The sequence below is a fragment of the Bradyrhizobium sp. UFLA05-153 genome, assembly GCF_054185185.1.
Genome location: NZ_JBBIAM010000061.1, coordinates 1 through 20,263 on the forward strand (window position 1 = coordinate 1; position 20,263 = coordinate 20,263).

At 59.1% G+C, this 20,263-nt stretch carries 18 protein-coding genes and 2 pseudogenes; 14 read left to right on the forward strand and 6 right to left on the reverse strand.

Features of this window, described 5'->3' with window-relative positions:
• The first annotated feature begins 61 nt into the window (after positions 1-61).
• The 7 genes and pseudogenes from ltrA (at position 62) to Q2941_RS29790 (ending at position 6,505) form a co-directional block, all read left to right on the forward strand.
• Positions 62-1,537, forward strand: coding sequence for a group II intron reverse transcriptase/maturase (gene ltrA / locus Q2941_RS29760; RefSeq protein ID WP_458194597.1), 1,476 nt, complete (start codon positions 62-64; stop codon positions 1,535-1,537).
• A 173-nt stretch (positions 1,538-1,710) separates the two neighbouring features.
• Positions 1,711-1,926 (forward strand): hypothetical protein, encoded by a 216-nt coding sequence (locus Q2941_RS29765; protein ID WP_458194598.1) that lies wholly within the window; start codon positions 1,711-1,713, stop codon positions 1,924-1,926.
• Between the two features lie 2 nt (positions 1,927-1,928).
• The gene (locus Q2941_RS29770) at positions 1,929-2,225 is read left to right on the forward strand and encodes a hypothetical protein (protein WP_458194599.1); all 297 of its coding nucleotides are present in this window, start codon (positions 1,929-1,931) and stop codon (positions 2,223-2,225) included.
• A gap of 135 nt (positions 2,226-2,360) precedes the next feature.
• Positions 2,361-2,768: a DUF2237 family protein gene (locus Q2941_RS29775; protein WP_458194600.1), complete on the forward strand. Its 408-nt coding sequence runs from the start codon at positions 2,361-2,363 to the stop codon at positions 2,766-2,768.
• 207 nt (positions 2,769-2,975) lie between these two features.
• A pseudogene (locus Q2941_RS29780) lies at positions 2,976-4,383 on the forward strand (IS1182 family transposase).
• 159 nt (positions 4,384-4,542) lie between these two features.
• A complete protein-coding gene (locus tag Q2941_RS29785; RefSeq protein ID WP_458194601.1) occupies positions 4,543-5,367 on the forward strand; it encodes a TIGR00282 family metallophosphoesterase in 825 nt (274 codons plus the stop codon).
• Between the two features lie 457 nt (positions 5,368-5,824).
• On the forward strand, positions 5,825-6,505 hold the full coding sequence (locus Q2941_RS29790) for a cupin domain-containing protein (protein WP_458194602.1): 681 nt from the start codon (positions 5,825-5,827) through the stop codon (positions 6,503-6,505).
• A gap of 539 nt (positions 6,506-7,044) precedes the next feature.
• On the opposite strand, the gene Q2941_RS29795 is transcribed toward Q2941_RS29790, so the two are convergent.
• The gene (locus tag Q2941_RS29795; protein ID WP_458194603.1) at positions 7,045-8,109 is read right to left on the reverse strand and encodes an IS110 family RNA-guided transposase; all 1,065 of its coding nucleotides are present in this window, start codon (positions 8,107-8,109) and stop codon (positions 7,045-7,047) included.
• Here Q2941_RS29795 and soxC point away from each other — a divergent pair.
• The 5 genes from soxC (at position 8,097) to Q2941_RS29820 (ending at position 15,753) form a co-directional block, all read left to right on the forward strand.
• Entirely contained in the window at positions 8,097-9,578 is a 1,482-nt protein-coding gene (soxC, locus tag Q2941_RS29800; RefSeq protein WP_458194604.1) for a sulfite dehydrogenase, read from the forward strand. The genes Q2941_RS29795 and soxC overlap by 13 nt on opposite strands.
• A 25-nt stretch (positions 9,579-9,603) precedes the next feature.
• Complete coding sequence (locus Q2941_RS29805; RefSeq protein ID WP_458194644.1) at positions 9,604-10,101, forward strand: c-type cytochrome; 498 nt, start codon at positions 9,604-9,606, stop codon at positions 10,099-10,101.
• A gap of 518 nt (positions 10,102-10,619) precedes the next feature.
• Positions 10,620-12,002 (forward strand): reverse transcriptase domain-containing protein, encoded by a 1,383-nt coding sequence (locus tag Q2941_RS29810; RefSeq protein WP_458194605.1) that lies wholly within the window; start codon positions 10,620-10,622, stop codon positions 12,000-12,002.
• 363 nt (positions 12,003-12,365) lie between these two features.
• On the forward strand, positions 12,366-14,123 hold the full coding sequence (locus tag Q2941_RS29815; protein ID WP_458194606.1) for an adenylate/guanylate cyclase domain-containing protein: 1,758 nt from the start codon (positions 12,366-12,368) through the stop codon (positions 14,121-14,123).
• A 466-nt stretch (positions 14,124-14,589) separates the two neighbouring features.
• Positions 14,590-15,753 (forward strand): AraC family transcriptional regulator, encoded by a 1,164-nt coding sequence (locus Q2941_RS29820; RefSeq protein ID WP_458194607.1) that lies wholly within the window; start codon positions 14,590-14,592, stop codon positions 15,751-15,753.
• A gap of 87 nt (positions 15,754-15,840) precedes the next feature.
• On the opposite strand, the gene Q2941_RS29825 is transcribed toward Q2941_RS29820, so the two are convergent.
• Complete coding sequence (locus Q2941_RS29825) at positions 15,841-16,149, reverse strand: hypothetical protein (RefSeq protein ID WP_458194608.1); 309 nt, start codon at positions 16,147-16,149, stop codon at positions 15,841-15,843.
• A gap of 215 nt (positions 16,150-16,364) precedes the next feature.
• Positions 16,365-16,520: pseudogene (locus Q2941_RS29830) on the reverse strand (SOS response-associated peptidase); the annotation flags it as partial.
• 143 nt (positions 16,521-16,663) lie between these two features.
• Between Q2941_RS29830 and Q2941_RS29835 the strand changes: the two are divergent.
• Positions 16,664-16,900 carry a hypothetical protein gene (locus Q2941_RS29835; RefSeq protein ID WP_458194609.1) on the forward strand — a complete coding sequence of 79 codons (237 nt, stop codon included), beginning with the start codon at positions 16,664-16,666 and terminating at the stop codon, positions 16,898-16,900.
• Between the two features lie 80 nt (positions 16,901-16,980).
• On the forward strand, positions 16,981-17,220 hold the full coding sequence (locus tag Q2941_RS29840; protein ID WP_458194610.1) for a hypothetical protein: 240 nt from the start codon (positions 16,981-16,983) through the stop codon (positions 17,218-17,220).
• 1,031 nt (positions 17,221-18,251) lie between these two features.
• On the opposite strand, the gene Q2941_RS29845 is transcribed toward Q2941_RS29840, so the two are convergent.
• From Q2941_RS29845 to Q2941_RS29855, 3 genes are all read right to left on the reverse strand, one after another.
• Entirely contained in the window at positions 18,252-18,836 is a 585-nt protein-coding gene (locus tag Q2941_RS29845; protein WP_458194611.1) for a phasin family protein, read from the reverse strand.
• 280 nt (positions 18,837-19,116) lie between these two features.
• Entirely contained in the window at positions 19,117-19,692 is a 576-nt protein-coding gene (locus tag Q2941_RS29850) for a hypothetical protein (RefSeq protein ID WP_458194612.1), read from the reverse strand.
• A 177-nt stretch (positions 19,693-19,869) separates the two neighbouring features.
• Positions 19,870-20,025: a hypothetical protein gene (locus Q2941_RS29855; protein ID WP_458194613.1), complete on the reverse strand. Its 156-nt coding sequence runs from the start codon at positions 20,023-20,025 to the stop codon at positions 19,870-19,872.
• Between the last annotated feature and the right edge of the window lie 238 nt (positions 20,026-20,263).

Here is a 20,263-nt window from a genome sequence, read left to right on the forward strand (position 1 = left end):
TGGCCGAAAGCCCCTCTGGGTAGACGGTCCGCGACGGGAAGGCGAGGAGCCGTAGCCGTCGATGCACGATCCGGAGAAGTCTGACTCTGCCGTAGTAGCTGGGAAGTCGCCGAACAAAGCCGGGCCACCGGCGGCGGAGGCGGCGGAGCAAAGGGCAGGGACCAAGGGGAATGCGGATCAGCAAAGCACGCACCGGACGCAGACCCGGGCGCGCGTGACCCAGGCGCTGAGCCGCGTACGGCAAGCCGCAAGGCAAAGGAAGAAGGAGCGGTTCACCGCGCTTCTCCATCAGGTCAACGTCGACACGCTCCAGGTGGCATTCTACGCGCTCAAACGCAAAGCTGCCGCTGGAGTCGATGGGGTGACCTGGCAGGACTACGAAGTGAACCTTGAGCGCAATCTCGAGGATCTCTGCGGAAGAGTCCACCGAGGAGCGTATCGGCCTCATCCATCGCGTCGGACGTACATACCGAAGGCGGATGGCCGACAACGGCCGCTGGCGATCGCGGCCCTGGAGGACAAGATCGTCCAGGGCGCTTGCGCCATGGTGCTCAACGCCATCTACGAGGAGGATTTCCTCGGGTTCTCGTACGGGTTCCGACCTGGACGAGGGCCGCACGATGCGCTGGACGCCTTGGCGGTGGCGGTCACCAGCCGGAAGGTGAACCACATCCTTGACGCCGACATCCGGGACTTCTTTGGCAGCGTCAACCATGACTGGTTGATCCGCTTCCTGGAGCACCGCACCGGCGACAAGCGCATCATCCGTCTGATCCGTAAATGGCTCAAGGCGGGCATCCTCGAAGACGGGATCGTATCCGTAGCTGACAGTGGGACTGGCCAAGGTTCGGTGATCTCACCACTCCTCGCCAACATCTACCTGCACTACGTGTTCGATCTGTGGGCCGATCGCTGGCGACGGCAAGAGGCCCGCGGCGACATGATCGTCGTGCGCTATGCAGATGATCTGGTCGCAGGCTTCGAGCATGAGGACGACTCCCGTCGATTCCTTGATGCACTGCGTGAGCGGTTCGGGGCATTCTCGCTGTCGCTCCATCCGGGCAAGACCCGCTTGATTGAGTTCGGACGCCATGCGGCAGTCGAGCGCAAGAAGCGTGGCATCGGTAGACCGGAGACCTTCGCGTTCCTGGGCTTCACCTTCATCTGCGGGAAATCTCGACGGGGTGCCTTCCAATTACAGCGGAAGACCCGGCGCGACCGCATGCGGGCGAAGCTGCAGGAAATCAAGGCGGAGCTGCGGCAAAGAATGCATCAGCCTATCCCGTCTCAGGGACACTGGCTAAGGCAAGTCATCACAGGCCACTTCGCCTATTATGCCGTGCCCACAAACAGTCGGGCGCTCTCAGCGTTCCGGCATTACGTGGCCGACCTCTGGCGCCGCACGCTTCGGCGGCGCAGCCAGAAAGACGGCTTCACGTGGGAGCGAATGACGAAGTTGGTCGCCGACTGGCTTCCCGCGCCGCGCATCCTTCATCCATGGCCCGACCGGCGCTTCGCCGTTAAACACCCGAGGTAAGAGCCGGATGCTCGAATCGGGCTTGTCCGGATCTGCGCGGGGGGTGTCCAGCAATGGGCATCCCTACCGCGAACCAAGACCCGGAGCAGAAGTCTAACCGCACCGCGGCAAGCAGGTCGAGGAGGCGTCAGCCGGAGAACGGCAACCGCCACCGAACTTTCGGCAAAGGTGGGATGAAAGTGGTACTGTTCCCCTTGCGTGCCGTGAGCCGCAGAGGGTTTATCGCCGGGAGGGAAACCCGGATGGCTTCGGATCAGGTCAAGCGCCAGCTCGCCTCCAATTTGGCCGAGGCGTGGCATTACGGCGGCTGGGTGAAGAACTTTCTCGGCGAGCCGGAACCGGCGATCGAACGCTTCGCGCGCGCCATGCGCCTGATCCGTGGGCGATAGGAATGCGAGTCGGGACCACGTCTGCACATTTCTTCCTGGGCCGCTATGACGAAGTGGCATCATGGGCGGCCATGGCGTTGCAGGACAATCCGGACTTTCAACCTGGATTACGTATCGCCGCCGCCAGCAACTCAATGGCCGGGCTGCCGGAGCAAGCACATAAGGCCGCCGCTCGGCTGCGGCAACTGAATCCCGCGCTGCGTGTTTCCACTCTCAAAAACGTGCTGGGCCCTTATCGGCGTGCTAAAGACCTCTCGCGATTTGAAGAAGGATTGCGGCGAGCTGGGTTGCCCGAATGACAATCGCAGCCAAGGTGGCTGCGACGCGGCGACGAGCTGAGAGTGCGACGTCCGCTAGTGGCACCAGTCGGAAGCCGCAGGTGCGACTCACTAAAGATCAGTAGTCGGTCGACAACACCGCACGCGGAGACGGCAATGCTGAGGGACGACAACGGTAATGGAGGTGGTCGGTCGAGCACACCCCGTAACGTGCTAGGTGAGCGGCTCGAAATCTGCTCGATAAGCCCAATGACGGGGTTCTTTCGAGACGGCTGCTGCGACACTGGGCGAGAGGACATCGGTAGCCACACGGTCTGCGCCGTCATGACCGCCGAGTTTCTCAAGTTTTCCAAATCCAGCGGCAATGATCTTTCGACACCGATGCCGGAATTCGGCTTTCGTGGCCTGAAACCCGGCGACCGTTGGTGCCTCTGTGCTCCGCGTTGGCAAGAAGCACTCGAGGCGGGCCAGGCGCCCCGCGTCGTCTTGCGCGCCACTCACGAAGGCGCTCTGGGCCACTGCTCGCTCGCCGATCTCAAGCGCCTCGCAGTGGACCTAGCCTAACTCCTGCACTTGCCGACGAGGTGATCGGATAGGCAAGCCGATGTCGGTTCCTGGCCCTCATGCGAAGTCCGGTGTGGCTCTCAAATCGTCTGCTTATCGGTGAAACCGGAAGAAGCCGACTGACTTTCAGAACGACGCTTTTGACCCTGGCTGTGTGAAAACACTGGGCTGCTGTTATGATTCTCCTGTGATTCTTTGGAGGAATCGATGAGGCGCTTCGTTGAAGAGGCGGATCGTGGGCAGCGGACGATGTTGCCCGAATGGCTCGATGACTTCATTGACGAGAGCAATCCAGTTCGCGTGATCGACGTGTTTGTCGATGCGCTCGGTTTGGCTGAGATGGGTTTTGAGGGTGTTGAGCCGGCGGCCACCGGTCGGCCGTCGTACCATCCCTCGGTGCTCCTTAAGCTTTACATTTACGGCTATCTGAATCGGGTGCAGTCGAGCCGGCGGTTGGAACGAGAGGCCGGGCGCAATGTCGAGGTGATGTGGCTGCTGGGTCGGCTTGCTCCCGATCACAAGACGATTGCGGACTTCCGCAAGGACAACGGCCTGGCGCTGCGCAAGGTATGTGCGGGCTTCGTCGAACTCTGCCGAGAGATGGGTCTGCTGGCGACGGCGAGCGTCGCCATCGATGGCAGCAAGTTCAAGGACCGTGAACAACCGGGACAGGAACTTCACGCGCGCGAAGATGGAGCGACGGCGTGCTCAGTTGGAGGAGAGCGTAGCACGCTATCTGAGCCAACTTGACACGGCCGATCGCCAGGAACCGACGGAGGCGCTGGCCACGAAGGTGACGAGGCTTACCGAGAAGCTGACAAAGCTGAAGGAGGAAATGGGCAAGCTTGCCGTCTATGAGAAGCAAATGCTTGCTTCGCCTGACCAGCAAATCTCGCTGACCGACCCCGACAGCCGTTCGATGGCGACGAGCGGCCGCGGCTCTGGCGTTGTCGGCTACAACGTACAGGTCGCCGTAGACACCGAGCACCATCTGATTGTGACGCACGAGGTGACGAACAGCGGCTCGGATCGGGCACAACTTGCCAATATGGCCAAGCAGGCGAAGGCTGTTCTGAAGACTGAGACGCTCGAAGCTGTAGCCGATCGCGGCTACTTCAACAGCCGAGAGATCCTCGCGTGAACCGCTAACGTCCGGCGCTAAGCAGACGGACGCTTCGGTAAACAGGATTTTGCCTATTTGTTAGAGGAGGACGCTTATCGCTGCCCGGCCGGGGAGCGGCTATCATATCGCTATACGAATGAAGAAGACGGCAAGGTGCTGCGGCGCTACTGGACCACGGCCTGTCAAAGGTGTTCGCTCAAGACCCAATGCACGCCAGGGTCAGAACGGCGGATTACGCGATGGGAGCATGAGCATCTGCTCGAGGCTGTGCAGCATCGCCTTGATGCAAACCCGCTCGCCATGCGTCAGCGTCGCGAAACAGTCGAGCATCCGTTCGGCACCATGAAAGCCCGCATGGGAGCGACACACTTCCTTACCAAAACGCTTCCGAAAGTGGCGGCCGAAATGGCGCTCTCCGTCCTGGCCTACAATCTGACACGGGTCATGAACATCGTCGGGATCAAGCCACTGATGGCTGCAATCGCGGCCTGACACCAAGCCAGTCATGGCTTCCGCCCGACGGCCTAAGGACCGGCGTTTTTACACGACCAAGACCCAGAGCTGACGTTGTCAGAGCGCCACGGCGGAGGCAGCCTTGCGTTCTCCAGTATCGTCACGCAAGCTTGGTATGCCCTCTCTGGAGACTTGAATATGCGGATACTCTTTATCGGCGATGTCGTAGGTACGTCAGGAGTCACCGTCCTATCTGAAATGCTTCCAAGCCTGAGGTCGCGCTGGAGCATCGATCTAACGGTGGTGAACGGTGAGAACTCCGCAGAGCAAGGGTTCGGCATCACGTTCGAGACATATCGAGCCATCAGAGATGCTGGCGCTGACGTTGTGACACTCGGAAACCATTCTTGGAACCGCAGGGAGGCACTCGAACTGGCAGCGCGGGACCATCGTCTTGTACGGCCCATCAACTACTTGCCCAATACGCCGGGGGCCGGCTTCGTCAAGGTTGACACCGCAAATGGAAAGCATGTTCTCGTCATTAACGCATTGGGGCGGCTATTCATGGAGCCGGTGGATGACCCTTTCGGCGCCATCTCTCGAACCTTGGACCTCTATCCATTAAGCTATGAAGTTGATGCGACCGTGCTTGATTTTCATTGCGAAGCGACTGGGGAAAAACAAGCGATGGGACGTTTCTGCGACGGGAGGGTCAGCGTGATTGCGGGCACTCACACTCACACTCCCAGTGCAGATCACCGTATCCTGCCTAACGGCTCAGCTTACATCACGGACGTGGGCATGACCGGAGACTACAACTCGGTCGTGGGCATGGATTGGCGTGAGCCGGTCAACCGCTTTGTCACAGGTCTGACAAACGGCCGGTTTTTGGCTGCTAAAGGCGCTGCCACGCTATGCGGTTTGGCCATTGAGGTCGAAGACCGCACAGGTCTGGCAGCGCGAATAGCTCCGATTAGGATCGGGCCGCATCTTGAACCACACGAACCCACGTTCTGGGCTTGAACTACTTTGGTCATGGGGTTTCTGCTGTTGGCCCTTCGCGTCATTTGCCGCGGTTGCACAAAGGCGGTCGCTATCGGGACCGAAGCGGACATCGATTGCTAGCGAGCGCTGCCCGGCTCAGTCGCGAATGACCCGAAGCGGCTGTTGGCGTCTCCACAGGAGGCCACAAAGAAGCGGTGGAGCGCTGTCCAAGACTGCACTCATTTTGGCAGCTTGCCTACCCATTCCCAGACAGACTGCAGCGACAGCGGCCGGCAAAACCGCAGCTCCTCCTGCAAGACATAAAAATGGTCGACGTAAAAGCATCCCCCGTCGGCGGCCGCGTAAGATGGGCCGTAGCCGCACAGTCCAACGATTTTCTCGTGCCCGCGACAGATGGTGCTTACGGAAGGAGCGAGCCGATGCTAAGTTCGCAATCTATGAATGCTGTATTGAGCAGACCCTGCTAGAGATGTTCATGACAGCTCGTCGCTCTGTACTGCTACTTCTGATCGCCGTCGCGTGGCTGCTCTTAGCGGCATTGCCCGGGGCTCACCTGGCTGCTCAGCACGTTTCTGAGGGCGTCCGCTGCACACCTATGAAAGAGCGTACGGGCGAACTGGGATGCTGGATCATAACAGATCAACCTCTCGGGCAGATCGGTAAATCAGAAACGTTCTGGCACCTCGACATTTACCCCACTCGAGCGGACGCGGAGCGCGCCAGACAACCGGGTGGAGCGGTTGTGGAGACCTTTGGCAAAATCTGGCTGCTAAGCATCGAAGACAAGAACTGGCGGCCCATTGGGGGCGAACACCTCGCTGACATCGGCCCACTTCCTGTTAAGGCAGGGGAGGCGTACTCAGCTCAGTACATGGAGGCGATTTTCACTCCCGGAATGACCTCCTCGGCGCACTTCCATTCCGGTCCAGAGGCTTGGTACACCCTGAGCGGCGAGACTTGCCTGGAGACCCCGCAAGGCAAGCAAGTCGGCCGGGCGGGCGGGGAGTATGTAATTGTGCCGGGAGGACCGCCTATGCACCTTACCGCGACCGGCACCGAGACGCGCCGCGCGCTGGTATTGATCCTTCACGAAACATCTAAGCCGCCGTCCACCCTTGTGCACGATTGGACGCCGAAGGGACTTTGCAAGCAGTAGGAATTCGCGTTGACGCGTGGCGGCGTTCAATGCACGAGCACGCGTCCGACCCAGGAATCATCGTTCAGCGAACAAGTGCGACTTCCGCTCGTGGCCCTTCGCTACGTTTTGCACCGCCACGCACCATCGGTCGCTAACGGGGCATGGCGGAAATAGACAGGCCGACGTGTATTGCGGAGGGCGACGCTCGTGACCCGAATGTATGGTCCGGCCGCGCGTTGCAAGAGGTTTTCGTCGATCTGGTGGTAAGCGGTCTTGCATCAATGTATCCGGTCTCTAGTTGGAGCTGTTTTGCTCCGGACCATCATGGATATCAGCGCGCGTGCGTTCTCATTACCGGACAGGCCTCGAACGGGCCATTCGGGTCACCAGTGTTCGCATGCGCCGGGAAGACCGAACCTCCATCTCGTCTCATCCTCTCGCAGACCTCGCTGGAACTGTTGATCGGATTACGTCATCGCTTGCTCCTCATATCCCGCTGTTCCTTTGTTCGTGCCCGGCGGTCGTTCCTTCGTCCCGGCCTGCGCGCGGCGCGAGGATCAAGCAGGTCGGGACCCCGTCTCCGCCGTCTTGACGCACGCGAAGGCGCGTCCCTTATTGAGGACCGCCCAGGCGATCCGGGCGAGCTTGTTGGCGAGCGCAATCGCCAGCACGTTGTGGTGCAATCGCTTCTTGGCGGCTTCGATCCAAGATTTGAGGCCATAGCGCTCCCAACACTTGACCTTGACCAGCACAACCCATGCGGCTTGCACAAACAGCGCGCGTAGGTAGCGATTGCCGCGCCTTGATATCTTGCCGAGGATCGTGCGGTCGCCGGTCGATATCTGCTTCGGCACCAGTCCAAGCCAGGCGCCGAAGTCGCGACCTTTCGAGAACACGTCGCCGGTGCCGATCGCGGCCACCATTGCGCTTGAGATAAGCGGGCCAATGCCGGGCACCGTCATCAGCCTCTCGCAGGCCTTATCTTGACGGGCCAGCGTTTCGATCTCGCCAGATAGCTCCTCGATACGCGCATCCAGCCGGCGCCAGTCGCCCGCCAGCCCCTCGATGATCCGCAACATGCGAGGCGAGAGCACATCGGTGCGTGTCGCCAAGATACCTGGCAACTCGAACCGCAGGGAATGCAGGCCTTGCCGCACGGCGATGCCCCGCTCCAGCAGGAACGCACGGATCTGATTGATGACGCCGGTACGCTGACCGACCAATCGATCGCGGACGCGGTGCAGTGCCTGAAGGTCGAGTTGATCGGCGGTCTTGGTCGCGACGAACTTCATGGTCGGGCGTTGGACAGCCTCGGCGATGGCTTCCGCATCTCGGAAGTCATTCTTCTGTCCCTTCGAATACGGGCGCACGTATTTCGCCGGCATCAGGCGGGCGTCGTGGCCAAGCCTTTGGAGCTTGCGACTGAGATGATGGGCGCCGACGCAGGCCTCCATGCCGATCACGCAAGGCGGTATATTGGCGAGCCGCGCTTCTACTTGGCCACGCGACCACTTTTGCCGCAGCGCGATGGCGCCGCGCGCATCGTGGCCCACGACGTGGAACGAGTTCTTGCCGATATCGATGCCGATCACGGCGGTCGCGGTATTGGGTGTCTGAGACATGGCGTGCTCCTTGTCTTGAGCGCCCCTTGCCAGCTTCTCGTGCTGGCAGGGCCGGAGCACGGCCGGACCATTCCATTACCGGTCATTGCGGGCGAGAGAAAATCAGCGCTATACTCTCAAGACGCCGACAGCTGAGGAGGCGGTCATGCCCAAAGGAATCCGTAATCCTTCGGGGGACATCGGGGGACCCTGTAGCTGGAAACGGTCTGATTGACCGGCGTGCACTGCTCGGGCAGGGCGTCGCCATAGCAGGCGCACTCAGCACGGGCGTCGGGGCCTCGCTGACAAGCGCCGCGGCCGAGCCACTCAAGGATGATCCATGGAGCCTTGAGCCCGGTTCGAGCATCAAACCCTATGAGCTGCCGTCTCGGTTTGAGAAGAACGTCACGCGAACGCTGAACAACCCCGACGGCTTGCCATTCGTTCAAACTGCGCGTACTCCGCATCACTTGCTAAACGGAATGATCACGCCTAATGGCCTGCATTTCGTGATCGCCTATGGCGGCCCGCCCGACATAGATCCGGATGAGCACCGTCTCGTGATCCACGGCCTCGTCAAACGCCCTTTGAAGTTCACGCTTGAGGCACTCGCGCGTTACCCGATGGTGTCGCGTATCAGCTTCCTGGAGTGCGGCGGCAACAGCGCGCCGCTGTTTTCCCCCCAGCCGCTGCAGGGTAACGTTCAGGCACTGCACGGCCTCGCGTCTTGTGCTGAATGGACGGGTGTGAAGCTCTCCACCCTGCTCGAAGAAACCGGCATTGATCCGAAGGCAAAATGGTTCATCGCCGAAGGCGCGGACGCGCCTCACCTAACACGCAGCGTGCCCGTGGCGAAGGCGTTGGACGACGCCATGATCGCCCTCTATCAAAATGGCGAGCGCCTCACGCCGAGTAACGGGTATCCGGTGCGCCTGCTGCTGCCCGGCTACGAGGGCAACATGAACGTCAAGTATCTGCGGCGCATCAAGCTCGTGGAGGAACCAGCCATGGGCTTCTGGGAGACCAAGACCTACACGCAGCTTCTCCCGAACGGCGAGGCATACCAGTTTTATTTCCTGCAGGAAGTCAAATCGTTCATCACGCAGCCGTCTCCCGGAATGACCCTAAAGCAGCCCGGCCTTTATCAGATTTCCGGTGTCGCATATTCCGGCACTGGCCGTATCGCCAGGGTTTTGGTTTCGGCCGATGGCGGGCAAAGTTGGGCCGAAGCGGCGCTGCAGGAGCCGGTATTGGCGAAGGCTTTCACCCGTTTCCGCATGGCTTGGCATTGGAACGGTGGCCCCGCAATACTTCAAAGCCGGGCTTGGGATGAAGCCGGGAACTTCCAACCCACACGCGCCGAATTCGTGGCTCGGCGCGGCGAGTTGAAGAATGTCCCACCGATCGGGGCGTTTCCCAACCAGCACTTCAACGCGGTCACTAGTTGGGCAGTCGACGCCAAAGGGCAGATCAGCCATGCCTATACATAGAATTTCCCTCTACAGCGCTCCGTTGGTGTTCGCTCTGAGTATCAGCGTAGCGTTCGCCGACGGGCCCAATCTTGGCGCGCCTATCGACCCCGCCGACGTCGCGGCTTGGGATATCAGCGTTATGCCTGACGGCTCTGGCCTGCCGCCAGGAAGCGGTACGCCGGCGCAAGGCGAGCGGATTTACGCGGAAAAATGCGTTGCCTGCCACGACAAGGACGGCAAGAACAAATTCGGTTTTTCAACACTGTTCGGAGGCGGCAAGATCACCGACATATCGGCCGGGATGAAGACAATTGCGAACTTCTGGCCTTATTCCACGACGCTCTTCGACTTCATCCGTAGAGGGATGCCGTGGCAGCAGCCGAGGTCACTCACCGACGACGAGGTGTACGCGCTGACCGCGTTCATCCTAGCGAAAAACAAACTCATAGGTGAGACCGATACGATGAACTCCGAGACGCTGCCCAAGGTGCGGATGCCGAACCGTGGCGGCTTCATCATCCGTTTCCCCGATAGAATTTGAGTTGAAATGTCGGCTTGTGGCGTGCGCCGTGAGAAGGCGGCGCTTTCCAGTGGGTGCAAGTCCCACCCGGCGAAACGCTCCAGCCGGAAGCAACCGGAGCAGCTATGGAGGCGACGAAGTGGCTGAAGCCTTCGGATAGCTGTCACGATATACGGTGACAGCGCGAGTGTGCAGGCCGTAACGCGAGTGAACGCTGAGCAAGCCTCGAAAAGGACGATGCACAGGCCGACCTGACGGCCATATCAGGGAAGGCTGACACGACTGGGGCGACGTGAGCGAAGCAATACCTCCAGTCGCTGTGCCGGGGTAGTGGCGACGGCATGTAGACAAGGAAAGCGTACGCAACACGGGAGGCCCCAAGGCGTGGTCAGGGATGATCAACCGGACACCCGCGAGGGACAGGCCGGGCGCCTTGGGGTGGCGGAGAGGTTTGTAGTACCGCTGAAGCCGGGTAACGCCGGCGGAGGGAAGGGACCTCAGTTCAAGACGAACGCAAGACGTGGTGAGGGACCTGGGGATTGGGCAACCTAACAACTCCAAAGAGTGTTCAGAAACTGCAGACGGCGTTGCACGCGAAAGCGAAGGCAGAAGCCGGCTACCGCTTCTATGCCCTGTACGACAAGATCAGCCGGGAAGACATCTTGGCCCATGCCTATGCTCAATGCCGCTCCAACAAGGGCGCAGCGGGTGTAGATGGGCAGGACTTCGCGGAGCTCGAGGCGTACGGGGTGCAGCGGTGGCTTGGCGAACTGGCGCTTGCGCTCAGGCAGGAGACGTATCGACCGGACCCTATCAGAAGAGTGTACATACCGAAGGCCAATGGCAAACTCAGGCCATTGGGCATCTCGACCGTGCGTGATCGGGTCTGCATGACAGCAGCGATGCTGGTGCTTCAGCCGATCTTTGAAGCCGATCTTCCACCAGAGCAATATGCCTACCGCACCGGGCGAAACGCCCAGCAGGCGGTGGTCGAGGTGGAAGCGCAGCTGTTCCGTGGCCACCCGGAAGTCGTGGACGCCGACCTCGCGGACTACTTCGGAAGCATTCCGCATGCCGACCTTCTCAAGTCGGTAGCGCGCCGGATTGTTGATCGGCGCGTGCTGCATCTGATCAAGATGTGGCTGGAATGTCCCGTGGAAGAAACCGACGATCGAGGAAGGAAGAAACGGACGACCGAGGCACGGGACAAGCGGCGAGGCATCCCGCAAGGCTCACCCATCTCACCACTGCTGGCGAACCTGTACATGCGCCGGTTTGTGCTGGGATGGAAGATGCTCGGGCTGGAGCGAAGCCTCGGCTCTCGCATCGTGACCTATGCCGACGATCTCGTAATCCTGTGCAGGCGGGGCAAAGCTGAAGAGGCCTTGCGACAACTGCGCATGATCATGGGAAGGCTGAAGCTGATGGTCAACGAGGAGAAGACACGAATCTGCAAGGTACCGGAAGGAGAGTTCGACTTCCTGGGCTACACGTTCGGGCGGATGTACTCAGCGAAAAACCGGCCAGGCGCGCCTGGGCTACCGGCCATCGCGCAAGAGCATCAAACGCGTGATCGAAAGCATTCACGCGCTCACCGCTCGATCAGGAACTTGGCGAGAGACCACGGAGCTCGTAGGCCAGTTGAACCGCACGCTGCGCGGATGGGCGAACTACTTCAATGTAGGCACCGTCACCAAAGCGTATCGGGCGCTCGACAATTACGCGGCTGCGCGGTTGCGCCGGTGGTTGCGCTTCAAGCACAAGGTCAGGCGACGCAGGGGCGGAACCTATCCACTCTCGCACCTATACGGGTACTTCGGGCTCGTACGCCTGACCGCGCTTGGGCGCGACATGCCGTGGGCGAAGGCTTGAAGTCTTGTCCGAGAGCCGGATGCGGGAAATCTGCCTGTCCGGTTCGATGAGCGGGATGTGGAAACGGAGCCAAGGGTGAACTACTAAGGCACCGCCAGACGAAAGAGGCGGCCAACAGATATGTTCAGCCTACCGCCACCGCGCCACATCTCGACTCTACCCTTCGCGTCATTTGCTGCGTCTGCTCAAAAGCGGTCGCTATCGGGACCGAAGCGGACATCGATTGGTAGCGAGAACTGCCCGGCTCAGTCGCGACTGACCCGACGCGGACTCGGGTTCCCAGTCGCTTGATCGCCGGCTGGGCCGGCGCGCGACTGCCAGACTTCTGTCGAATCTCCACTCCCTGCGGCATGGCGCCGCTGCCGGCGAAATGCTGGACATGCTTTGATGAGACACCTATCGGAGCGAGCACCGTGCCAGAGGAACGTGTTCAGCGGCGACTGGCGGCGATCATGGCGGCCGACGTGGTCGGATATTCCGCTCTCATGGAACGGGCGGACGAAACGACCTATGCAAGTTTCGAGCAGCTCAAGCGGGAGCTGATCGAACCGAGCTTGTCACGCAATGATGGGCGACTGATCAAGACAACGGGCGATGGAGCACTAGCCGAGTTTGCCAGTCCTCTCGACGCCGTCAGAAGCGCAATTGAGATACAGGACGGTCTCGCCTCGCGCGATTATGGTCTCAAGTTGCGCATCGGGCTCAATCTTGGCGACGTTATCGTCGGCAAAGATGGCGACCTCTTCGGAGACGGGATTAACATCGCGGTCCGGCTCGAAAGCCTGGCCGATCCGGGCGGCATCCTGATCTCTGGCAAGGTCCTTAGCGAGGTTGACGGCAAGCTGAACGCCGCTTTTGAGGACCGCGGCGAACGGCAGCTGAAGAACATTTCAAAGCCGGTCCGTGCATTTGCCGTGCGGCTACTGGCGGGCGCACAGGCTGTCACGGCGATAGCGGCCGCTGAACCTCCGCCGTTACCCGATAAGCCGTCGATAGCGGTCCTGCCGTTCCAGCACATGAGTGGCGATCCGGAACAGGAATACTTCGCCGACGGCTTGGTTGACGACATCATCACGGCCCTCTCGCGCTTCAAGGGGCTACTGGTCATCGCTCGCAACTCATCCTTCACCTACAAAGGAAAGACCGTCGACATTAAGCAGATCGGGCGGGAGCTCGGCGTGCGGTATGTGCTTGAGGGCAGCGTGCGCAAGGCTGGATCTCGCCTGAGGATCACCGGGCAGCTCATTGATGTTGCGACCGGCGCGCACCTCTGGACAGATCGTTTTGACGGCGCTCTTGGAGACATTTTCGATTTGCAGGACAAAATCGCGCAACAGGCGGCGGGCGCCATTACCCCGGAGGTCGACCGCGCCGAGATTGAGAGAGCCTGTCGACGAACGATGGGCAAAATAGATGCTGTAACGGCATATTACCGTGGCTCACAGCATATCCATTTCCCTACCACTCCAGCGAATAACGAGACTGCTGCGAGGTATTTCGAGCAAGCAATCGCTCTTGATCCAGACTTTGCCCCGGCATATGGCGGCGCTGCAATCTGCATCGCATGGCGACGCGCTAACAATTGGCCTGGAGACAAAGCCAAAGACAACGCCCAGGTATTGTGTTTTGCCGAGCGCTTAAAGGAGCTCGGAACCGACGACGCCTTTGCGTTACAAGTTGTAGGCTTTCTCCTGTTCTGGTTCGCGCTCGACTTCGACGGTGGACTCGAATTGATAGAGCTCGCTATCCGATCAAATCCGGCCTATGCGCGGGCCCTTAACGCTCGAGGCCTTATTCGAAGTTGGCAGGGCGAATCTGATGCGGCTATTGCTCAGCTTGAACTCGCCATGCGCCTTAGCCCGCGCGATCCCTTCGCGTTCAATGCTCTGCTGGGGATTGCTCTGGCTCATCATAACGCGGGCAGGCATGCAGAGGCGGGTGAGTGGACAGATAAGGCTGTTCGAGCGCTTCCTCCGGCGCATTATGTCGGAATGTGTCAGGCCATTCTGTGCTATGTGGGCGCGGGACGATTGGAGGCAGCCAAACGACTGATGACAGAATGCCTCCGTCTGTATCCCGAATCACGGCGGTCAACTTTTGCCGCCCCGCATTTTTCGGCCGAACTGAGAGCTGAACTCCTGGAAGCATTGATCAAGGCGGGGCTGCCCTAATAGGTTTCGCTTTATTGTGTCGGATAGAGATGCAGTTCGCGGCTATTTCCTAAGTTCTTCGATTTCCGCTCATGGCCCTTCGCGACATATCGCACCGCCATACGACCCTGGTCGCTAATGGGGCATAGCGGAAATCGACGGTTCGCCGTCTATCGCAGCGGACGACGCTCGTGACCCAACTGAGACATCAGCGGCCTGTTCTTGCTGCGAGGCGGTGCATAGCTCTCGCTTGAATGGCGCTGGCATGCCAAGAATGAAGATGCCACCGAATGTCGCTCGGCAATATTGCGGTATGTCAAAATAGGTACATTGATCAGAGGTAATAGCAGAACTAAGGTACAACCTGTACCGCCGGCATCACCTCCGCCGCCTTTGCGATCCGAGGACTCGTTTTAGCACACTTTTTGTCCGACCAATCACGCTTGTTGCCCACCAAATCGTAGTCTTGTTTTTTGGGAGAGCAGAAGTGGTGTGGAGTAGAGTTCTTTGCTTTACCGATCCGCTGGCGTGTCAAGCAGCCTTCCCGTATTCTGACATTGAAATACTTCCCACGACGAAAGATTTTCGGGTCGAGATGACCCAGGTCGCCATGAGCCGGCTCTGGTTGCAACGTACTCACTTATCCTCGCCAACAGTCAGCACCGCCACAAGCAAGCCCGGTCGGCGATCGATCGGCTTTCTTACCGAGTCCAATTTGTCACCGTACTATCACTGTGGAATTGAGGTCATCCCCGGCGACATCATTGAAAACACGCTTGAAGCTGAGCATCGACGATGCGGCCCTGGCCTTGACTACGGCGCGATGTCCATCCCAACCGACGAGCTTGATACTGCAGTCGAAGCGATAATTGGCTGCGAGTTGATGGAAAAGTCAGAACGGCACATTTTTCATCCGCAGCCTCAGTCGATGTCACGGCTACTGAAGTTACACCGGGCGATCGGACAGCTCGCACATGACACTCCCGATATTTTGCAACTGGCGGAGGTGCTTCGCGCGCTGGAGAATGAATTGGTGCACGTCATGGTCAGATGCCTCGCCGATGCGGTCGACGCAAAGACCAACACTCGTGGCCGACGCCATGACGTGATCATCGCGCGGTTCGAAGAGTTTCTGGAGGCAAATCCCGACCGACCGCTTTATCTCACCGAAATCTGTGCAGCTATCGGCGTCCCGGAGCGAACACTTCGCGCATGCTGCGAAGAGCATCTGGGCATGGGGCCAATCCGTTTTCTCACTCTCCGTCGAATGCACCTCGCGCATAGCGCACTGCTGCGCGCGGATCCATCGACGTCAACCGTCACCCGGATAGCTACCGGCCATGGCTTTTGTGAGCTTGGCCGTTTTGCGATGGCCTATCGTGCCGCGTTCGGAGAGTCGCCGTCCGAGACCTTGAAGCGCCCCACGAAGCAGATTGCGATCCACCTCAAGGGTCCGCCCGTCGAGCAGCCGCTTGATGGGTTCGGCGATCTCCCGTCGGTCATAGCCTTCCCGCTGCGGCAACCAGCGAAGGCGGCGGAGCATGCCTACGTGCTTCGCGCCGATCTCGATCTGTGCCGTCATCACACCGTCGCGCTGACGCTGGCGATAACGGGCATTGCGCAAGCGCTGCCGGTCGGATCGATCCGCTGATCGGCGATGGCGGGCGCTGAAGCCCGGGCATAAGCGCCGGTCACGCTCCTATCGTTGTGTTCAGGAGACACTAGCAGGGTTAAGGACTCAGCGCCGGTTGGCATTCATGAAGTCGAGGATCGAGTTCGGGACCTCGCCGAACTCAACGTAGCGTCGGCGCAGCTCGTCGGCGATATCCATGGTCGCGTCACGGGACCAGCCTTCGGCGGTATTGAAGGCCACGATGCGGACTGGATGACTATACTCGCCTTCCACTAGGTCGCGGATCAGCGTCTCGCGGTCAGTGTTGTCAGCGTCGGTTTCGCGCCAGTAGCAGCCCATCCGGCCGAAGTCCTCCAGCACGAGATAGGTGTTTTGGTCGGCCCCTTGGGGCACAATCGATGGCGAAGCACGCATGACGAAACTCCCGGACCAAAGCGTGCCACTAGCCTAGGTGCCAGTGAATGCCGCGTCAGCTTACAATTTGCTTCGCCAGAATTTTCGCGAGAGCCAATCACGCTGACCGGCATTTGTTCCACTTGAAGTCGGACCGCACGTATGCGCCGCGCTTGCCCCAGGTCGTGCAGGTGAAGTCGGCGCCTAGGCTGCCATCTTGTTTTCTTTTTTCTCGCCGCGCGCATCCAGACATCGCTCTCCTCATCCGTCATTAGGATCACCGGCATCGCCTTGGGATGGATCGGCTCGACCACGGCATTCGGCGTGGTCGTCAAAGCCAGACGTTGTGCGGGTCCTGCGATAGGCTTGGACCTGGTGCCGCGGTCCGCGCGGCGTCGGGTCGCGATATGTCTGTGTCCTAATTCCCACACTCCCGATCAAAAGAGCATCCGTTTGTCGACTTTCGAACAGACAGGCAAAATGCTCTCCGTTCCAACTGGCACTATTGGAAGGAGTCATCGGTTGGGGAGGCGAAATGGAACGTTCCCTGTTAATTGGGATGACGCGCGACAAATATGTCGAGCGGTGCAAGCAACGGGCCTTCGATCATCTCGAGCGAGGTGATCTTAAGAGCGCCGTCGCCGCGTTTGTCGGCGATATGAACGTCCGTCCCGATTGCGAATTGCCATCCTACTTGGCAACGCTTGGCGCTTCGCTGCTGACGGCGAACAATGCGCTTGGCTGGAGGACGCTCATTGAAGGATTCAAGTGATGATCCGATGATCAACACGCGAGACAATGAATGAAGGAGCGCGACAAGGCGTCTCCTCCGCGGGCTTTGGAGGGGTTGGGATGGCGCACTACCGAGCTTACCTTTTGGATCACGACGGACACGTTATAAGCGTGGCCAATTTGCAGTGTGCCGATGAGCAGGAAGCACGAGAACGTGCTCAGCAACTGGTTGATGCCAACGACATCGAGCTATGGCAACTCGATCGGCTTATTGCGGTGTTTGAGGCCGCCATCACTCGAACCTCGCAGGCGGCGAGACAGGGAAGCCTTAAGCGGACGCCGCCCCCGAAAGGCAAATGAAGCGTACGTTGAAAGCTTAGCGTCATCTCGCTCCCGGCTTCCGCGTTGCGGATCACAGGAGCTAAATAGTCGGGGGAAGACCCCGCACATCCGCGGCGAGTTGCCGACGTAGTGATTGACCTCGCGGAAGAGTGCGAGGATGGCGGCTTGGTTGGTGGTGATGCTGTAGAGAACACCGGCCGTGACCTGCTCGATCTAAATCGTGCGCTCCTTGGTGGCCGGCAAGCTGCGGACGTAATAGCCGTGTCTCTAAACGGCTAACCTGATCTTATCGCTGACCTGGAAACGCTTTTTCAGCTTTTACGCCACTTATGCCTAGAGCTAAGCGCGGGTATCGCAGAGCCTTTGCTTAGGACGAGCAAGTCGCATTTGTGATTGCGATAGACTTCAAACATTTTTCGCCGTCGGCATCAAAGTAAACAAGAAATATGTTTCAGTTATCTTGATCGAGCAGCTACTATCTGGAATGGCTTTGCGGCTTGCAAATGTGCAACGCTCGCCATTTTCTGCTTCACCGCGAGTCCGGCCAGATTGGGCAGCTTAGGCAATTGCTTCCGTGCGGGGTGAGCACCGATGCTCGCGCCGTAGGAAGCGAAGGTAGGCAACGCGGCATTGATCGAGCGGGAAACCGTCACCCTGCCGCTGGATCACCACTTCCGTTTCGAGCTTGCCGATGTATGCCCGCTGCAATCGAGGTGCAGTGCAAGTGCCGACGCGCTGACGGTCTCGCGCATGATCGACCACCGTCCAAATATAGCCCCGTTGGTGACGGCCTCGGCCATCAGCGTCATTCCTGTTCGTCCTGGCAGGACTCCAATTGCGGCGTCAGCGTGAAAGCGGAACCCAGCGGAGTTCGCCTTCACCCGCGACCCACGACGAGATCTGGCGCTGCGCTACGCCGATGGCTCCGCACCAGCTCCCGTCGCTACCATCGCCCGACAGAGGCCGCCTCAATTGACGGCCTCGGCGTCGAGCAAGTTCTAGCGAGCAACTTTCGATATTGCAGCCGGGTTTTACGGGCCGCATCGGGACTAGGCTGCGCGCTGCATACTCTCCGTGATATGCCTTCCCGCGTCTTCGACGACTTTGAGAGACATGTCGGCCAACCGGCGGCTGTTCTCGAGGGTTCTGCTCACGGTCTCCCGAGCGAGCTCGCTCTGAAGCGCCACAAAATCGTGCGGTGTCCGGCAGCGCCACAGATCGTTCATGCGATCCATGTTGCTCTCCATTTGCCGCCGCACGAACTCGAAATACTCGCGGGAAATCTCATTCACTCCCTTGCTCACGGCCGTCGCAGAATTCAACACCACCTGCGTATTGCGGACTGACTTTTCAGTCGCTTTCAATGCTTCGTCTCCTGTCAGTCCGAAAGTACGTCCAAACTGGTCGCTCGACCGGCCGATCATCGAGGTCGCTGCCTCCATACCGAAACGCCACGTGTTCTGCAGCATCTCGGCATTTTGCTGTAACAGGTCGGCGCTGACCTGGCTCACGTCTTCGCCAGCCTTAGCCGCCGCAAGCCCGATCCGTTTCGTCTGCTCAGCTGCTTGCTCGCCGGTTTGCCGAACTGTTTCCTCTGCTCTTTGGTGTTTATTTTCCTGCCTTGGATCGGCCATTTGGTGCTCCATTTTGCTGGTGAGTTCTGATTGTCCTGTGTTCTCCGTCACAGGTGCGCACCTCAACGTGTCTCGCATCAGGGACGTTCCAGCTCCTATCCCAATTTAATCCATGGTTGGACCACCGTCATGGCGCCAGTCAGCATGCGGTTGCTGACTTCTCAACCTGCGTTTGAGAAACATCCACGCGGAAACTGCTAAACGGATCTTTCAAAATGGCAGGCCGGCTCCAGCCTGCAACGACACGGGCGAACAATTCTCACACAACTCTTGCAAGAGATTACCCCAACCAAGAACGCCTCAGCACCAAATCCGCCATTTGGTTCGAATGCCTCAGGAGCATTGCGATCCACCTGCTTGTGAATTCTGAATTAATGGAGAGAACTTCAACCGGCGATGCAATTGTCATAAGCCTTTGGGCATACTCAAACGAAAAGTGTATGTTGGCGCCTAAGAGTTCGAGCAGATTTGCCTGATAATCGGGCATGTCAGACCCATTTTCCGTTTCCGACAGTTTATCGTCATCCTGTAATGGCTCCGAAATTTCAACAGAAGTCTGCTGTTTAAGGACTTTGGGATGCGTTGGCGATGGTGCAGTCAAACCTTCCCCGAGCTGGCTGTTCCTGGGGCATACACGGGACTTCTCGGTTTCATTACCCAAATGCTTCTGGCTATCCTGAAATCTCGTTTCAGGAACTTCGACGGTAGAAAGCTCTCCTTTAAAGGGCGTGAGGACTGAGGAATGTCTAGCTGAGACAGCTGGACTGTGTTTCGGACTTCTTGGTATGGCCTGTGTCGCGATCGCGGCCATTTTCCGACTACCGGTTTTTTTGCTTGGCGACTTACGTTTGCTCATCTGATTTCCAACGTACATTGTCTTCAACATAGAGCGTCCGATAGCTACAAGCCCATTCGTCCTCTATCCGTTCCAGAAGCGTTAGATGATGGTCCGTCGACGAGGCCTGGACCGCGGGCACGGACTGATCCTAACGGTTCGGTACGTCCGTCGGAGAGTCGGGCGAATAGAACCGCCTCAACCGTGATTTTCGAACGAGCTTGGCAGTCTGCTCTGAATGAACTTCACGGTCGAAATCGGCCATTCGCCGTCATGCCCACTGATCGATATGCGCAGCCCGTGCACATCGTCGAGGTGAATGTGATCGATTGCGCCAGCCATGCCATCGCTCATGACGACGGTCCTACCGATCAGCTCCTTCTCGGCGGCATGCAATTCGCGGAGGATGTTTATCGCTCGTTCCTCGCCAGTGCTCGACCAATTCATGGAAAAATGCACCGAATGCCTCTCGTGCAGCAGCCCATCTAAAAGCTAAGATGACCTTACTGTTTAGTCCTCGCTGGAAAAGGGTTCTTGGGTCTTGCGGCCTAGGAACGTGTCCGGCAAAGGATCGTCCAACAGCTTGATTGCC

Excerpts from the sequence above, each read along its gene's own strand:
- Q2941_RS29795 (WP_458194603.1), bottom strand. The coding sequence starts at position 8,109 with ATGTCTCAGACACCCAATACCGCGACCGCCGTGATCGGCATCGATATC.
- Q2941_RS29840 (WP_458194610.1), top strand. The coding sequence starts at position 16,981 with ATGGCGCACTACCGAGCTTACCTTTTGGATCACGACGGACACGTTATA.
- Q2941_RS29765 (WP_458194598.1), top strand. The coding sequence starts at position 1,711 with ATGAAAGTGGTACTGTTCCCCTTGCGTGCCGTGAGCCGCAGAGGGTTT.
- Q2941_RS29845 (WP_458194611.1), bottom strand. The coding sequence starts at position 18,836 with ATGGCCGATCCAAGGCAGGAAAATAAACACCAAAGAGCAGAGGAAACA.
- ltrA (WP_458194597.1), top strand. The coding sequence starts at position 62 with ATGCACGATCCGGAGAAGTCTGACTCTGCCGTAGTAGCTGGGAAGTCG.
- Q2941_RS29825 (WP_458194608.1), bottom strand. The coding sequence starts at position 16,149 with ATGCGTGCTTCGCCATCGATTGTGCCCCAAGGGGCCGACCAAAACACC.
- Q2941_RS29785 (WP_458194601.1), top strand. The coding sequence starts at position 4,543 with ATGCGGATACTCTTTATCGGCGATGTCGTAGGTACGTCAGGAGTCACC.
- Q2941_RS29790 (WP_458194602.1), top strand. The coding sequence starts at position 5,825 with ATGACAGCTCGTCGCTCTGTACTGCTACTTCTGATCGCCGTCGCGTGG.
- Q2941_RS29850 (WP_458194612.1), bottom strand. The coding sequence starts at position 19,692 with ATGAGCAAACGTAAGTCGCCAAGCAAAAAAACCGGTAGTCGGAAAATG.
- Q2941_RS29770 (WP_458194599.1), top strand. The coding sequence starts at position 1,929 with ATGCGAGTCGGGACCACGTCTGCACATTTCTTCCTGGGCCGCTATGAC.
- Q2941_RS29835 (WP_458194609.1), top strand. The coding sequence starts at position 16,664 with ATGGAACGTTCCCTGTTAATTGGGATGACGCGCGACAAATATGTCGAG.
- Q2941_RS29855 (WP_458194613.1), bottom strand. The coding sequence starts at position 20,025 with ATGAGCGATGGCATGGCTGGCGCAATCGATCACATTCACCTCGACGAT.
- Q2941_RS29775 (WP_458194600.1), top strand. The coding sequence starts at position 2,361 with ATGCTGAGGGACGACAACGGTAATGGAGGTGGTCGGTCGAGCACACCC.